This is a genomic window from Streptomyces durocortorensis, assembly GCF_031760065.1.
Taxonomy (GTDB): Bacteria; Actinomycetota; Actinomycetes; order Streptomycetales; family Streptomycetaceae; genus Streptomyces.
The window spans coordinates 1,547,578-1,563,570 of the sequence record NZ_CP134500.1 but is presented as its reverse complement, the minus strand read 5'-3'; the positions used below and the strand labels follow the sequence as shown (position 1 = coordinate 1,563,570).

The following is a 15,993-nucleotide window of genomic DNA, read 5'->3' as shown; positions in this document are numbered from 1 at the left end:
CAGCGTCTGTCGCGATTTCGGCACTGTGGTGGATGTGTGAGGTGGAGACGGGAGGCCGGGGAGGGGGTGGCCCGAACCGTTCAGGACTCGGAGTGGATCTCGCGCAGCAGACCGGTGGTCACGTCGAAGACGAAGCCCCGGACGTCGTCGTTGTGCAGGAGGAACGGCGAGGTGCGGACCCGCTGCATGGACTGGCGTACGTCCTGGTCGGCGTCGGTGTAGGCCTCCACCGCCCACACGGGCCGCTGCCCCACCTCACGCTCCAGCTCCTGCCGGAAGTCCTCGGTGAGGGATTCCAGGCCGCAGTTGGTGTGGTGGATGAGGATGATGCTGCGGGTGCCGAGCGCCCGCTGGCTGATGGTCAGCGAGCGGATCACGTCGTCGGTGACCACGCCGCCCGCGTTGCGGATGGTGTGGCAGTCGCCGAGTTCCAGACCCAGCGCGGCGTGGAGGTCGAGGCGGGCGTCCATGCAGGCGACGATGGCGACCTGGAGGACGGGCCGAGCGTCCATGCCCGGATCGCGGAAGTCCTTCGCGTACCGGGAGTTCAGTGCGACCAGCTGGTCGGTGACCTCGCCGCTCTCGCGGACCGCTGCGGCGGTGGGCGTCACGGGCTCGGTGGAGGAGTGAGCGGAAGTCGACATGGCTACGACGTTAGCCTTCCCACCTGGTCCGGGAGTGCTGTGAGAAGCGGACAAAGAACATCAACGCGGCTTGTTGTGAGGTAACCCACAGGCCCTGGAGTGCGCCCGTTCGAGTGAGATCGCCGCGTCCGGACGGGTGGGACGACTCGCTGCCTGGTTCGTTGATCGCGAATCGATCGAATGGCAGGGTGGACTAAAGTAACGCGAAGTCACCATCCCCCTTCCATAACCCACCGCCCCATCGCACCCCCTGCATATTCCCGTTTTTTCCCCGTGATGTGCGGCGTACGTGCGGCCCGGCCCTCTCCCGCTCCCGGTCGGCCGACGCCCCTTCCCCGGCGCCGGCGGACCTCCCCTTCGGAGCGGGCGGGGACCAGGACGTACGTGCCGGCCGCGCGGGACAGAGCCTGAGAGGGCGCATTGAGCCAGACCCGACACGTCCCGGTGATGCTCCAGAGGTGTCTGGACCTGTTGGCCCCGGCTCTCCAGGACCCGGCCCACCCGGAGCCCGTGGTCGTCGACTGCACCCTCGGCCTCGGCGGTCACAGCGAGGCCCTGCTCGCCTCCTTCCCCACCGCCCGGCTGATCGCCCTGGACCGGGACAAGGAAGCCCTGCGCCTCTCCGGCGAACGGCTCGCCCCCTACGGAGACCGGGCCACCCTCGTCCACGCGGTCTACGACGAACTTCCCGACGTCCTCGCCCGCCTCGGGACCCCCAAGGTCCAGGGCGTGCTCTTCGACCTCGGCGTCTCCTCCATGCAGCTCGACGAGGCCGACCGCGGATTCGCGTACGCCCAGGACGCCCCGCTCGACATGCGCATGGACCAGTCCACCGGCATGGGCGCCGCCGAGGTGCTCAACACCTACCCGCCCGGCGAACTGGTCCGGATCCTGCGGGCGTACGGCGAGGAGAAGCAGGCCAAGCGGATCGTCTCGGCCATCGTGCGCGAGCGCGACAAGGAGCCGTTCAGCAACAGCGCCCGGCTCGTCGAGCTGATCCGCGACGCGCTGCCGCAGGCCGCCAAGCGCACCGGCGGCAACCCCGCCAAGCGCACCTTCCAGGCCCTGCGCATCGAGGTCAACGGCGAGCTCAGCGTCCTGGAGCGGGCCATCCCGGCGGCCGTTGACAGCCTCGCCGTCGGGGGCCGGGTCGCCGTCCTGTCCTACCACTCGCTGGAGGACCGGCTCGTCAAGCAGGTCTTCGCGGCAGGCGCCGCCAACACCGCGCCGCCCGGACTCCCCGTCGTCCCCGAGCGCTACCAGCCCCGCCTGAAGCTCCTCACCCGGGGCGCGGAGCTCCCCACCGAGGAGGAGGTCGCCGAGAACCGGCGCGCAGCCCCCGCCCGGCTGCGCGGCGCCCAGCGCATCCGCGAGGAGGAGCGATGAGCGCCACGGGAGCCGGGCGGTGAGCAAACCGGCCGCACCGCTGAAGGGGCGGGCCGGACGGCTCGCCCGGCTGATGCCGTCCACCGGGCCCAGCACCGCGGCCCGCACCCCCTTCGTCCTGCTGGTCGTCCTGCTCCTGGGCGGTGGGCTCATCGCCCTGCTCCTGCTGAACTCCGCGCTCAACGAAGGGTCGTTCAGGCTCAGCAAGCTCAAGCGGGAGACCACCGAGCTCACCGACGAGCAGCAGGCCCTCCAGCGCGACGTCGACAGCCGCTCCCAGCCCGATGCCCTGGAGCGCCGCGCCCGGGAGCTGGGCATGGTCCCCGGCGGCAACCCCGCCTTCCTCAATCCGGACGGCACGGTCCGCGGCGTACCCACCGAGGCCACCGCCCCGCCGTCGCCCAGCCCCAGCCCCAGCCCCAGCGCTTCGGCCGACGCCGACGCCTCACCGGGCCCCGACGCCCCGGCCGCCGGTTCCGCGTCGCCCTCCGAGGCCGTACCCACGACCTCCGCACCCGCGACCGGGCCGGACGCCGCGACCGCCCCCGAGGCGGAGAGCAGCCCGCCCCCGACGAGCCCCGGCAGGTGACGCAGTGCCGTCCAAGGAACCGCCGCGCCGCCGTGTGCCCGGCCCGGCCCGTCCCCGTAACGGATCGAGCCGCACCCCTCGCTCCGGCGCGCGCCCCCCGGCGCGCCGCCCACGCCCCGCCCCGGGGCGCAGCACCGCACGCGGCCGGGCGCCGCGCTCCCTGCGTCTGGGCAGCCCGCGCCCCCGGCTGCGGCTGGTCAGCCTCGGGCTGACGCTGGTCATGCTGGCCTTCGTGGCCCGGCTGCTCCAGGTCCAGGCCGTCGACGCCAGTGCGTACGCGGCCAAGGCCGAGAAGAACCGGTACTGGGAGCACACGGTCGCCGCGGAGCGCGGGGAGATCACCGACCGCAACGGCATCGCGCTCGCCACCAGCGTCGACGCGCACAACATCACGGCCGACCCCAAGATGTTCACGCCCAAGGACAGCGGGGCCCCCGACGCCCCCCAGCAGGCGGCCGCCCTGCTCGCCCCGATCCTCGGCAAGGACGCCGAGGAGCTGGCCAAGAAGCTCTCCGCGCCGAAGAGCCGCTACACCGTCCTGGCCTACCGGCAGACGCCCCAGGTCTGGAAGCAGATCAAGGACCTCAAGGCCGCATTCGCCGAGAAGGCCGCCGAGGACAAGGCGAACGGCGGCCCGGGGGCCAATGTCCTGGCGGGGGTCTTCCAGGAGCCGACCACCAAGAGGGTCTACCCCAACGGGGATCTCGCCGCCGGGATACTGGGATTCGTCAGCGACGACGGCAAGGGCGGCGGGGGCCTGGAATCGCAGCTGAACAAGGAGCTCGCGGGCGAGGACGGCAAGATCCGCTACGCCCAGGCCGGCGGCCGCCACGTCCCCACCGCGGGCACCCGCGAGATCCCGGCCGTGCCCGGCTCCGACATCGAGCTGACCATCGACCGCGACATCCAGTGGGCCGCCCAGAAGGCCATCAGCGACCAGGTCGAGAAGTCCAAGGCCGACCGCGGCTACGTCATCGTGCAGAACAGCAGGACCGGTGAGCTGCTGGCCATGGCGAACGCGCCCGGCTACGACCCCAACGACCTCTCCCAGGCCACCTCCGCCTCCCTGGGCAACGCCGCCCTCCAGGACGTGTACGAGCCCGGCTCCACCAGCAAGGTCATGTCCATGGCCGCCGTGCTGGAGGAGAAGGCCGCCACGCCCGGCACCCATGTCACCGTGCCCAACCGGCTGCACCGCGGCGACCGGCTCTTCAAGGACGACGTCGACCACCCCACCTGGTACCTCACGCTCAACGGGGTCCTCGCCAAGTCCAGCAACATCGGGACCATCCTGGCGACCGGTCAGCTCGGCAAGACCCAGGCCGAGTCCAACCAGGTCCTCTACGACTACCTGCGCAAGTTCGGCCTCGGCTCCAAGACGGGCCTCGGCTACCCCGGCGAGTCGCCCGGCCTCCTCGCCCCCCCCAAGGACTGGTCGACCTCGCAGCAGTACACGATCCCCTTCGGCCAGGGGCTCTCCATCAACGCCGTCCAGGCCGCCTCGGTCTACTCCACGGTCGCCAACGGCGGAGTCCGGATCGCCCCCACCCTGGTACGCGGAACCAAGGGCTCCGACGGCCGCTTCACCCCCGCCGAGGCCCCCGAGGAGACCCGGGTGGTCAGCGAGAAGACCGCCAGGACCCTGTCGACGATGCTGGAGTCGGTCGTCGAGGACCAGGAGGGCACCGGCACCAAGGCCGCGATCCCCGGCTACCGGGTCGCGGGCAAGACCGGCACCGCCAACCGGGTCGACCCGGTCCGCGGTGTCTACAAGGGCTACACCGCCTCCTTCGCCGGATTCGCCCCGGCCGACAACCCGCAGGTCACCGTGTACTGCGCGATCCAGAACCCCACCAAGGGCAGCTACTTCGGCGGCCAGATCTGCGGCCCGATCTACAAGCAGGTCATGGAGTTCGCACTCAAGACGCTCCAGACCCCACCGTCCGGCAGCGAGCCGCCCCGGCTGCCGGTGTCCTTCAAGCCCGGCGAGTGAACACGGGGATGCGCGAGCATCTCCTCCAAGGGAACCCTCAGTGACAACCATCACCCCCGATCCCGGGAACCGGAACGAGAACCACCGGAACCCGGGTCCCTCGCTTCGCGAGACGCCGCACCGGCCCGGTACGCTCACCGCCGTGCCCCACGCTGATCAGTCCCAAACCACCCAGAAGGACGCGCCTGTGACCTATCCGGGAGCGCCCCGACCGGACCGGCTCCGGCCCACCCCCCTCGGCGAGCTGGCCGGCCGGCTCGGCATCGAAGCACCGGCCTCCGGTGAGGCCACCGGCATCACGCACGACTCACGGGCCGTGCGTCCCGGTGACGTGTACGCGGCCCTGCCCGGCGCCCGCTTCCACGGCGCCGACTTCGCCGCCCAGGCCGCGGGCCTCGGCGCCGCCGCCGTCCTCACCGACCCCGCGGGCGCCGAACGCGCCGCCGCCACCGGCCTGCCGGTCCTTGTCGCCGAGAACCCGCGCGCCGTCATGGGTGAGCTGGCCGCCGACATCTACGGGCGGCCCGGCATCGGTCTCCTCCAGATCGGCATCACCGGCACCTCGGGCAAGACCACCACCGCGTACCTGGTCGAGGGCGGACTGCGCGCCGCCGGACGCCCCACCGGACTGATCGGCACCGTCGAGATGCGCATCGGCGACGAGCGCATCAAGTCCGAGCGCACCACCCCCGAAGCCACCGACCTCCAGGCCCTGTTCGCCGTCATGCGCGAGCGCGGTGTCGAGGCCGTCGCGATGGAGGTCTCCAGCCACGCCCTGGTGCTCGGCCGGGTCGACGGCTGCGTCTTCGACGTCGCCGTCTTCAACAACCTCAGCCCGGAGCACATGGAGTTCCACTCCGGCATGGAGGACTACTTCCAGGCCAAGGCCCAGCTCTTCACCCCCGAGCGCAGCCACCGCGGCGTGGTGAACTTCGACGACGAGTACGGCCGCAGGCTCATCACCGAGTCCGGCGTCCCGGTCACCAGCTTCTCGGCCGAGGGCCACCCCGACGCCGACTGGCACGCCGAGGACGTCGAGGTCGGCCCGCAGGACAGCACCTTCACCGCAGTCGGCCCGAAGGGTGAGCGGATCGCCGCCCGCGCCCCGCTGCCCGGCCCGTTCAACGTCGCCAACACCCTCGCCGCGATCGTCACGCTGGCCGTCGCGGGCGTCGACCCGCAGACCGCCGCAGACGGCGTCGCCGCCGTCCCCGGCGTGCCCGGGCGACTGGAGCGGGTGGACGCCGGACAGCCCTACCTCGCCGTCGTCGACTACGCGCACAAGACCGACGCCGTCGAGTCGGTGCTCCGCTCCCTGCGCAAGGTCACCGAGGGCCGGGTGCACATCGTCCTCGGCTGCGGAGGCGACCGCGACACCACCAAACGCGGCCCGATGGGCGCAGCCGCCGCCCGTCTCGCCGACACCGCCGTACTGACCTCCGACAACCCCCGCTCCGAGGACCCCCTCGCGATCCTCGCCGCCATGCTCTCCGGCGCCGCCGAGGTGCCCGTCCACGAGCGCGGCGACGTCCTGGTCGACGCCGACCGAGCCTCGGCGATCGCCGCCGCCGTCGCCCGCGCCGAACCGGGCGACACCGTCCTCGTCGCGGGCAAGGGCCACGAGCAGGGCCAGGACATCCACGGAGTCGTACGCCCCTTCGACGACCGCAAGGTCCTGCACGCAGCCATCGAGTGGTCCCAGGCGCGCACCGGCGCCGCGGACCGTGCCCCTCACCACGAGAACAACAGTCAGGGATGACCGAGTGATCACCCTTTCCCTCGCCGAGATCGCCGGAATCGTCGGCGGGCAGCCGCACGACATACCGGACCCGGCAGTCACCGTGACCGGACCCGTCGTCATCGACTCCCGCGAGGTCGTGTCCGGCAGTCTGTTCGCCGCGTTCGCCGGCGAACGGGTCGACGGCCACGACTACGCGCAGCGCGCCGTCGAGGCGGGCGCGGCAGCCGTCCTGGCCGCCCGCCCCGTCGGTGTTCCGGCGATCGTCGTGGACGACGTCGTCGCCGCACTCGGCGCGCTCGCCCGTACCGTCGTGGAACGCCTCGGCACCACCGTCGTCGGCCTCACCGGCTCCGCGGGCAAGACGTCCACCAAGGACCTGATCGCCCAGCTCCTTCAGCGCAAGGCCCCCACGGTCTGGACGCCCGGCTCCCTCAACAACGAGATCGGCCTGCCTCTCACGGCCCTGAGCGCCACCGCCGAGACCGAGCACCTGGTTCTTGAGATGGGCGCCCGCGGTATCGGGCACATCCGATACCTGGCCGAGCTGACCCCGCCCCGCATCGGTCTGGTCCTCAACGTCGGCTCCGCCCACCTCGGCGAGTTCGGCAGCCGCGAGGCCATCGCCCAGGCCAAGGGCGAGCTGGTCGAGGTCCTCCCCGAGGACGGCTGTGCCGTGCTCAACGCCGACGACCCCCTCGTACGCGCGATGGCCTCGCGCACCAAGGCCCGCGTCCTGCTCTTCGGAGAAGCCCCGGAAGCGGACGTACGGGGCGAGAAGGTCCGGATGACCGCCGACGGGCGGCCCGCTTTCCAGCTCCACACACCCACCGGGTGCAGCGACGTGACCTTGCGCCTGTACGGTGAGCACCACGTGTCGAACGCGCTCGCCGCGGCCGCCGTCGCCCATGAGTTGGGCATGTCCGTGACCGAGATCGCCGAGGCGCTCTCGGAGGCGGGCACCCTCTCCCGCTGGCGCATGGAGGTCACCGAGCGCGGGGACGGTGTGACGGTTGTCAACGACGCCTACAACGCGAACCCCGAATCCATGAGAGCCGCACTGCGTGCGCTGGCTGCCATGGGCCAGGCCCGAGCGGCCGACGGGGGGCGCACCTGGGCGGTGCTCGGTCAGATGGCCGAGCTCGGTGACGCGTCGCTCGCCGAGCACGACGCGGTCGGACGGCTCGCCGTCCGGCTCAACGTCAGCAAGCTCGTCGCTGTCGGGGGGAGAGAAGCCTCCTGGCTGCAACTGGGCGCATATAACGAGGGTTCGTGGGGTGAGGAGTCGGTGCACGTGTCCGACGCACAGGCGGCCGTCGACCTGCTGCGCAGTGAACTGCGCCCGGGAGACGTCGTGCTGGTGAAGGCGTCCCGGTCGGTCGGTCTGGAGAAGGTCGCCCTGGCACTGCTGGAGAACTCGACCGAGGGCGAGGTCGCCGGCCGATGAGGCAGATCCTCTTCGCGGGGGCCATCGGGCTCTTCCTGACCCTGGTCGGTACCCCGCTGCTGATCAAGCTGCTGGCCCGCAAGGGGTACGGGCAGTTCATCCGGGACGACGGCCCGCGCACGCACGGCAGCAAGAAGGGCACGCCCACGATGGGCGGCATCGCCTTCATCCTGGCGACGATCATCGCGTACATCCTCGCGAAGGTCATCACGGGTGAGCCGATGAGCTTCTCCGGGGCCCTCGTCCTGTTCCTGATGGCCGGGATGGGCCTCGTCGGCTTCCTCGACGACTACATCAAGATCGTCAAGCAGCGGTCGCTCGGTCTGCGGGCCAAGGCGAAGATGGCCGGCCAGCTGATCGTCGGTATCGCCTTCGCCGTGCTCTCGCTCCAGTTCGCGGACTCCCGGGGCAACACCCCCGCCTCCACCCACCTCTCCTTCGTGGAGGACTTCGGCTGGTCGATCGGCCCGGTGCTGTTCTGCGTCTGGGCACTGTTCATGATCCTCGCCATGTCCAACGGCGTGAACCTCACGGACGGTCTGGACGGTCTGGCCACCGGTGCCTCGGTGATGGTCTTCGGCGCCTACACCTTCATCGGCCTCTGGCAGTTCCAGGAGTCCTGCGCCAACGCGGCCAACCTGACCAACCCGAGCGCCTGTTTCGAGGTACGCGACCCACTCGACCTCGCCGTCGTCGCCTCCGCCCTGATGGGCGCCTGCTTCGGCTTCCTGTGGTGGAACACCTCGCCCGCCAAGATCTTCATGGGCGACACCGGTTCGCTCGCCCTCGGCGGAGCCCTCGCGGGCCTCGCGATCCTGTCCCGCACCGAGTTCCTGCTCGCCATCCTCGGCGGCCTCTTCGTGATGATCACCATGTCCGTGGTCATCCAGGTCGGTTCGTTCAAGATGACCGGCAAGCGGGTCTTCCGGATGGCGCCGCTCCAGCACCACTTCGAACTCAAGGGGTGGTCCGAGGTCCTTGTCGTGGTCCGCTTCTGGATCATCCAGGGCATGTGCGTGATCGTCGGCCTCGGCCTCTTCTACGCGGGATGGGCAGCCAAGAAGTGAGCTCCGTGGACTGGCAGGGCAAGCACGTCACCGTCGCCGGGCTCGGCGTCAGCGGCATCCCCGCGGCCCGCGCCCTCAACGAGCGCGGCGCGCGCGTCACCGTCGTCAACGACGGCGACGACGACCGCGCCCGTGCGCAGGCGGCCGAACTGGAGGCGCTCGGCATCACCGTGCGCCTCGGCGACGGCGCCACCCTGCCGCCGTCCACGGACCTCGTCGTCACCGCCCCCGGCTGGCAGCCGGACAAGCCGCTCTTCCTGGCTGCCGCCGAGGCGGGCGTCCCGGTCTGGGGCGATGTCGAACTGGCCTGGCGACTGCGCGGCTCAGGCGGCCGGAAGCCCGCACCCTGGCTCGCGGTCACCGGCACCAACGGCAAGACCACCACCGTACGGATGCTGGCCTCGATCCTCGAAGCGGCGGGCCTGCGCACCGCGGCCGTCGGCAACATCGGTGTATCGCTGCTGGACGCCGTGCTCGGCGATCAGGAGTACGACGTCCTCGCCGTCGAACTCTCCAGCTACCAGCTGCACTGGGCGCCCTCCCTGCGCGCCCACTCCGCGGCCGTCCTCAACCTGGCCCCCGACCACCTCGACTGGCACGGCTCGATGGCGGCGTACGCCGCCGACAAGGGGCGCGTCTACGAGGGCAACACGGTCGCCTGCGTCTACAACGCGGCCGACCCGGCCACCGAGGACCTGGTCCGTGAGGCCGACGTCGAGGAGGGCTGCCGGGCCATCGGCTTCACCCTCGGCGCCCCCGGCCCCTCGCAGCTCGGCGTGGTCGACGGCATCCTCGTCGACCGGGCGTTCGTCGCCAACCGGCACAAGCAGGCCCAGGAGCTCGCCGAGGTCTCCGACGTCCACCCGCCGGCCCCGCACAACATCGCCAACGCGCTGGCCGCCGCCGCCCTCGCCCGCGCCTTCGGCGTGGAGGCGGCCGCCGTACGCGACGGACTGCGGGCCTTCCGCCCGGACGCACACCGCATCGAACACATCGCGGACATCGGGGAGGTGGCCTACGTCGACGACTCCAAGGCCACCAACACCCATGCGGCGGAGGCCTCCCTCGCCGCCTACGACTCCGTCGTCTGGATCGCCGGGGGCCTCGCCAAGGGCGCGGCCTTCGACGCGCTGGTGACCGGCGCCGCGAAGCGGCTGCGCGGGGCCGTGCTGATGGGCGCCGACCGGGCCCTGATCCGCGAAGCCCTGACGCGACACGCCCCCGAAGTCCCGGTGGTCGACCTCGAACGGACCGACACTGGGGCGATGTCCGAAGCGGTCGCGCAGGCGGCCGCGCTCGCCCGGCCGGGCGATACGGTACTGCTGGCCCCGGCCTGTGCCTCGATGGACATGTTCACCAACTACAACAAGCGGGGCGAGGCGTTCGCGGACGCCGTCCGCGCGCGCGCCGACGAGAGCGCCTGACCGACCGGGCCTCCGCGCCCGGGGCCGCGGCCCCGGGCACGAGCAGTGGAGGGGACAGCGACCATGCCGGCCGACGAGAGATCCGCCGTACGGCGGATGCGCACACGGGCGTCCGTTCCCAGCCCCCTCGCCGTGGCGCCCGCGCCCTCCGGAGTACCGCTGCCCCCCGGGCTCGCCCTGCGCGGACGCCTCGCCACCGGCGCCCGCCGTCCGGAGACGGCCCGCGGCCCCGCACGCGGCGGTTCGGGCCCCCGTACCCCGCGCTCCGGACGCGGCGGCGGACCGCGCCGGGCCTTCGAGCGGGCACGACGGGCCTGGGACCGGCCCCTGACCGCCTACTACGTGATCCTCGGCTCCAGCCTCCTGATCACGGTGCTGGGCCTGGTGATGGTCTACTCCGCCTCGATGATCAAGGCGCTGGACATCAGCAAGCCCTCGACGTACTTCTTCGGGAAGCAGTTCCTCGCCGCCGTCATCGGCGGCGCACTGATGCTGATCGCCGCCCGGATGCCGGTCAAACTCCACCGGGCCCTGGCCTACCCGCTGCTGATGATCACCGCCTTCCTGATGGTCCTGGTCCAGGTCCCCGGGATAGGGATGTCGGTCAACGGCAACCAGAACTGGCTCTCTCTGGGCGGCTCCTTCCAGCTCCAGCCCAGCGAGTTCGGCAAGCTCGCCCTGATTCTGTGGGGCGCGGACCTGCTCGCCCGCAAACAGGACAAGCGGCTGCTGACCCAGTGGAAGCACATGCTCGTGCCGCTTGTGCCGGTCGCCTTCATGCTGCTCGGACTGATCATGCTCGGTGGCGACATGGGAACCGCGATCATTCTCGCGGCTATCCTGTTCGGCCTGCTCTGGCTGGCCGGGGCCCCCACCCGGCTGTTCGCGGGTGTGCTCGGCTTCGCCGCCGTCATCGCGTTCCTGCTGATCTGGACCAGCCCCAACCGGATGTCCCGGCTCTCCTGCATGGGCATCGTCGGCGAACCCGACCCGGAGGACGGCTGCTGGCAGGCCGCACACGGAATCTATGCTCTGGCGTCCGGCGGATGGTTCGGTTCCGGACTGGGTGCGAGTGTGGAAAAATGGGGGCAACTCCCCGAACCTCACACCGACTTCATCTTCGCCATCACCGGTGAGGAACTGGGTCTGGCGGGGACGCTGTCCGTGCTCGCCCTGTTCGCGGCTCTAGGCTATGCGGGTATCCGCGTGGCCGGACGCACGGAGGACCCCTTCGTGAGGTATGCCGCGGGAGGCGTGACCACGTGGATCACGGCCCAGGCCGTGATCAACATCGGTGCGGTGCTCGGCCTGTTGCCGATCGCCGGGGTCCCGCTCCCGCTGTTCTCCTACGGGAGATCGGCTCTGCTGCCGACGATGTTCGCGGTCGGGCTGATGATCGCCTTCGCGCGGGAGGATCCCGCCGCGAAGGCGGCCCTGGCCATGCGGAAGCCCGGGGTGAGATGGAAGACGATGAGACGGCGCGTCAAGAAGCGTCCGTCCGGAGAGCGGTGAATTTCGGTGCATGTCGTACTCGCCGGCGGGGGGACCGCCGGACACATCGAGCCCGCGCTTGCCCTCGCAGACGCCCTGCGCAGGCAGGACCCGACCGTGGGAATCACTGCCCTCGGCACGGAACGCGGACTGGAGACCAGGCTCGTACCCGAGCGGGGATACGAGCTGGCGCTCATCCCCGCCGTCCCGCTGCCCCGCAAGCCCACGCCCGAACTGATCACCGTCCCGGGCCGGCTGCGCGGCACCATCAAGGCGGCCGAGCAGGTCCTGGAGCGCACCAAGGCGGACTGCGTGGTCGGCTTCGGCGGCTATGTCGCCCTGCCCGGCTACCTCGCGGCCAAGCGGGTCGGCGTGCCCATCGTCGTCCACGAGGCCAACGCCCGCCCGGGCCTGGCCAACAAGATCGGCTCGCGGTACGCCCACGGGGTCGCCGTATCCACGCCGGACAGCAAACTGCGCGGCGCCCGCTACATCGGCATCCCGCTGCGCCGCACCATCGCCACCCTGGACCGCGCCCGGGTCCGCCCGGAGGCCCGCGCCTCCTTCGGCCTCGACCCCAACCTGCCGACGCTGCTGGTCTCCGGCGGCTCGCAGGGCGCCCGCCACCTCAACGAGGTCGTCCAGCGGGTCGCGCCGTTGCTCCAGCGCTCCGGGATCCAGATCCTGCATGTGGTCGGCCCGAAGAACGAATTGCCGCGTATCGACAACATGCCCGGGATGCCGCCGTACATCCCGGTACCGTACGTGGACCGGATGGACCTCGCGTACGCCGCGGCCGACATGATGCTCTGCCGTGCGGGCGCGATGACCGTCGCCGAACTCTCCGCCGTCGGGCTCCCCGCCGCCTACGTCCCGCTGCCCATCGGCAACGGCGAACAGCGGCTCAACGCCCAGCCGGTGGTCAACGCCGGCGGCGGCCTGCTGGTCGACGACGCGGCGCTCACCCCGGAGTGGGTGCAGGCCAACGTCCTGCCGGTGCTGTCGGACCCCCACCGGCTGTACGAAATGTCCCGTGCGGCCGCGGAGTTCGGCCGGCGCGACGCCGACGACCTGCTCGTCGGCATGGTGTACGAAGCGATCGCCGCACGCCGCTAGGCGTGCGGCGCGAGGCGGTTCGGGCCCGGGGCACACGCCCCGGGCCCGGCGAAGGAGCGAGCGTGGCCGGACCGACGACCGCCCAGCGCGGCGCCCCCGAGCGGGCGGACACCCCCGCCCGCCCGCCGCGGACCGGCCCCGAGGGGCGCGGGATCAGCCGCCGTACGCTGCTGATCCTGATCACCCTCACGGCGGCCCTGCTCACCGCGTTCGTGATCTGGGTGCTCTACGGCTCCTCCTGGCTGCGCGTCGAACGCGTCCGTACGAGCGGCGTCGAGGTGCTCACCCGCGCAGAGGTGGAAGCGGTGGCGGCCGTACCGCTGGGCGCCCCGCTGGTCTCCGTGGACACCGACGCCATGGAGAGCAGGTTGCGCCAGAGGTTGCCTCGTATCGACACAGTGGATGTCGCTCGTTCCTGGCCCCACGGCATCAGCCTTAAGGTGACGGAACGGAAGCCGGTCCTGCTGGTCGAGAAGGGCGGGAAGTTCGTGGAAGTGGACGCGAAGGGCGTCCGCTTCGCCACCGTGGACAAGGCGCCGAAGGGTGTGCCCCTGCTGGAGCTGGCCCCCGCCCCCTCCGCGAGCCTTCGCCGTTTCGGTGACGACCGTCTGCTGCGGGAAGCGGTACGGGTCGCCGGAGACCTTCCCGCGGGCGTCGCCAAGGATACCGAAGCCGTACGGGTCATCTCGTACGACGCGATCTCCTTGCGGCTGACCCGGGATCGTGTGGTGACCTGGGGCAGCGGCGAGGGCGGGCCGGTGAAGGCACGTGTTCTCACCGCGCTCATGAAAGCCGCCCCCAAAGCGGGACACTTCGACGTAAGCGCTCCGAGCGCCCCGGCGGTATCAGCGAGTTGACGGGCATTTGTGCTGGCCAGCACCCTGGTTGGTCAGCGCTACGGGTGATCACATAGGGTGAAAAGAAAAACGGGAGGTTCGGCGTGTTCGTTGAACGTGCGCCACTTGTCGACTTAGTGTCCTGTTCGGAAGAGTCCAGGAAGCAGACACACTGGTAACCCTAAACTTCAACGTTAGGGTTTGGGTCGGCGTTCGGACCGTCCCCATCGACATCAGTCGTCGCCGCGGGGCCACCGCAGAGCGACGACACGTAACTCGAGGCGAGAGGCCTTCGACGTGGCAGCACCGCAGAACTACCTCGCAGTCATCAAGGTCATCGGTGTCGGCGGCGGTGGTGTCAATGCCATCAACCGAATGATCGAGGTCGGCCTCAAGGGCGTTGAGTTCATCGCGATCAACACGGATGCACAGGCCCTGTTGATGAGCGACGCCGACGTCAAGCTCGACGTCGGCCGCGAACTCACCCGTGGCCTCGGCGCCGGGGCGAACCCGGCCGTCGGTCGCAAGGCGGCAGAGGACCACCGTGAGGAGATCGAGGAGGTCCTCAAGGGGGCCGACATGGTCTTCGTCACCGCCGGAGAAGGCGGCGGCACCGGCACCGGCGGCGCACCTGTCGTCGCCAACATCGCTCGCTCGCTGGGCGCCCTGACGATCGGTGTGGTCACCCGCCCGTTCACCTTCGAGGGCCGGCGACGCGCGAACCAGGCGGAGGACGGCATCGCCGAGCTCCGCGAAGAGGTCGACACCCTCATCGTCATCCCCAACGACCGCCTGCTGTCCATCTCGGACCGCCAGGTCAGCGTGCTCGACGCGTTCAAGTCGGCCGACCAGGTGCTGCTCTCGGGTGTCCAGGGCATCACCGACCTCATCACCACGCCGGGTCTGATCAACCTCGACTTCGCCGACGTCAAGTCGGTCATGTCCGAGGCCGGATCGGCGCTCATGGGCATCGGCTCGGCGCGCGGCGACGACCGTGCGGTCGCGGCGGCGGAGATGGCGATCTCCTCGCCGCTCCTGGAGGCGTCCATCGACGGCGCCCGCGGTGTCCTGCTCTCCATCTCCGGCGGCAGCGACCTCGGTCTCTTCGAGATCAACGAGGCCGCCCAGCTGGTGAGCGAGGCGGCCCACCCCGAGGCCAACATCATCTTCGGCGCCGTCATCGACGACGCCCTGGGCGACGAGGTGCGGGTCACCGTGATCGCCGCGGGTTTCGACGGCGGACAGCCGCCGGCCCGCCGCGAGAACGTCCTCGGCGCGAACTCCAACAAGCGCGAGGAGCCGGCCGCTCCGGCCAGGTCCTCCGCCGAGTCCGTGCGGCCGACGGGCGGACTCGGTTCCGTACCCCCGCGCGAGGAGAGCCCGGCCCCGGCCGAGCCCGCCCCCGCGTCGGCTTCGAGCGAGAGCACGCTTCCGCCGGTCTCTCCGCCGCACGTCCCGCCGGCCCGTCCCTACCAGGACGCCCAGGCCGAAGAGCTGGATGTTCCGGACTTCTTGAAGTGATAGGTCAGCATCGGGCAGAACCCGTCACGGGCAGCGCTCATTTCGCCTTCACCGATCGGTGGGGCGGAGTGAGCGCCGCTCCGTACGAGGAGCTCAACCTCGGCGGCGCGGTCGGCGACGACCCCGCCGCCGTCGGCGCGAACCGCGAGCGCGCCGCCCGCGACCTCGGCATCGACCCGGCCTCGGTCGTCTGGATGAACCAGGTGCACGGCCGGGATGTCGCGGTGGTGGACGGGCCCTGGGGTGCGGACACGGAGATTCCGGCGGTGGACGCGGTGGTGACCGCCCGGCGCGGACTGCCGCTCGCGGTGCTCACCGCCGACTGCACCCCCGTACTGCTCGCCGACCCGGTCGCCGGAGTCGTCGGAGCGGCGCACGCCGGGCGGCCGGGACTGGTCGCCGGAATCGTGCCGGCGGCGGTCGAGGTCATGGTCGCGCTGGGCGCACAACCCGCCCGGATCACCGCGCACACCGGACCGGCCGTCTGCGGACGGTGCTACGAAGTCCCGGCGGAGATGCGGGCCGAGATCGCGGAAGCCGTTCCCGGCACCTGGTCCGAGACCAGCTGGGGGACCCCGGCGGTGGATGTCACCGGCGGAGTGCACGCCCAGCTCGCCGCTTTCGGCGTGACCGACCGGCACCGTTCGCCGGTCTGCACCCGGGAATCGGGCGACCACTTCTCGTACCGCCGCGACCGCACCACCGGGCGGCTCGCCGGATATGTCTGGTTGGGCGGATAGG

At 71.2% G+C, this 15,993-nt stretch carries 13 protein-coding genes; 12 read left to right on the top strand and 1 reads right to left on the bottom strand.

Features of this window, described 5'->3' with window-relative positions; translation table 11 throughout:
- Positions 1-80 precede the first annotated feature (80 nt).
- A complete protein-coding gene (locus RI138_RS06890; protein ID WP_311119189.1) occupies positions 81-644 on the bottom strand; it encodes a beta-class carbonic anhydrase in 564 nt (187 codons plus the stop codon).
- Positions 645-1,064: 420 nt separating this feature from the next.
- On the opposite strand from RI138_RS06890, the gene rsmH reads away from it, so the two are divergent.
- The 12 genes from rsmH (at position 1,065) to pgeF (ending at position 15,992) form a co-directional block, all read left to right on the top strand.
- The gene (gene rsmH, locus RI138_RS06885) at positions 1,065-2,030 is read left to right on the top strand and encodes a 16S rRNA (cytosine(1402)-N(4))-methyltransferase RsmH (protein WP_096629355.1); all 966 of its coding nucleotides are present in this window, start codon (positions 1,065-1,067) and stop codon (positions 2,028-2,030) included.
- A 19-nt stretch (positions 2,031-2,049) separates the two neighbouring features.
- On the top strand, positions 2,050-2,619 hold the full coding sequence (locus RI138_RS06880) for an FtsB family cell division protein (protein ID WP_311119188.1): 570 nt from the start codon (positions 2,050-2,052) through the stop codon (positions 2,617-2,619).
- 4 nt (positions 2,620-2,623) lie between these two features.
- Positions 2,624-4,612 (top strand): peptidoglycan D,D-transpeptidase FtsI family protein, encoded by a 1,989-nt coding sequence (locus tag RI138_RS06875; RefSeq protein ID WP_311119187.1) that lies wholly within the window; start codon positions 2,624-2,626, stop codon positions 4,610-4,612.
- 40 nt (positions 4,613-4,652) lie between these two features.
- A complete protein-coding gene (locus RI138_RS06870) occupies positions 4,653-6,371 on the top strand; it encodes a UDP-N-acetylmuramoyl-L-alanyl-D-glutamate--2,6-diaminopimelate ligase (RefSeq protein ID WP_311119186.1) in 1,719 nt (572 codons plus the stop codon).
- Between the two features lie 4 nt (positions 6,372-6,375).
- A complete protein-coding gene (locus tag RI138_RS06865) occupies positions 6,376-7,797 on the top strand; it encodes a UDP-N-acetylmuramoyl-tripeptide--D-alanyl-D-alanine ligase (protein WP_311119185.1) in 1,422 nt (473 codons plus the stop codon).
- Entirely contained in the window at positions 7,794-8,864 is a 1,071-nt protein-coding gene (gene mraY / locus RI138_RS06860) for a phospho-N-acetylmuramoyl-pentapeptide-transferase (RefSeq protein ID WP_096633043.1), read from the top strand. Before RI138_RS06865 ends, mraY begins: the two co-directional genes overlap by 4 nt.
- Positions 8,846-10,288 carry a UDP-N-acetylmuramoyl-L-alanine--D-glutamate ligase gene (gene murD, locus RI138_RS06855; protein ID WP_311119184.1) on the top strand — a complete coding sequence of 481 codons (1,443 nt, stop codon included), beginning with the start codon at positions 8,846-8,848 and terminating at the stop codon, positions 10,286-10,288. Before mraY ends, murD begins: the two co-directional genes overlap by 19 nt.
- A 63-nt stretch (positions 10,289-10,351) precedes the next feature.
- The gene (gene ftsW, locus RI138_RS06850) at positions 10,352-11,800 is read left to right on the top strand and encodes a putative lipid II flippase FtsW (protein WP_311119183.1); all 1,449 of its coding nucleotides are present in this window, start codon (positions 10,352-10,354) and stop codon (positions 11,798-11,800) included.
- Positions 11,801-11,806: 6 nt separating this feature from the next.
- A complete protein-coding gene (gene murG, locus RI138_RS06845; protein ID WP_311119182.1) occupies positions 11,807-12,895 on the top strand; it encodes an undecaprenyldiphospho-muramoylpentapeptide beta-N-acetylglucosaminyltransferase in 1,089 nt (362 codons plus the stop codon).
- A 62-nt stretch (positions 12,896-12,957) separates the two neighbouring features.
- The gene (locus RI138_RS06840; RefSeq protein WP_311119181.1) at positions 12,958-13,752 is read left to right on the top strand and encodes a cell division protein FtsQ/DivIB; all 795 of its coding nucleotides are present in this window, start codon (positions 12,958-12,960) and stop codon (positions 13,750-13,752) included.
- A gap of 276 nt (positions 13,753-14,028) precedes the next feature.
- On the top strand, positions 14,029-15,252 hold the full coding sequence (ftsZ, locus tag RI138_RS06835; RefSeq protein WP_096631113.1) for a cell division protein FtsZ: 1,224 nt from the start codon (positions 14,029-14,031) through the stop codon (positions 15,250-15,252).
- Positions 15,249-15,992, top strand: a complete 744-nt coding sequence (gene pgeF, locus RI138_RS06830) for a peptidoglycan editing factor PgeF (RefSeq protein ID WP_311119180.1) — start codon at positions 15,249-15,251, stop codon at positions 15,990-15,992. The genes ftsZ and pgeF overlap by 4 nt, the downstream gene beginning before the upstream one ends.
- The last annotated feature ends 1 nt before the right edge of the window (position 15,993 follow it).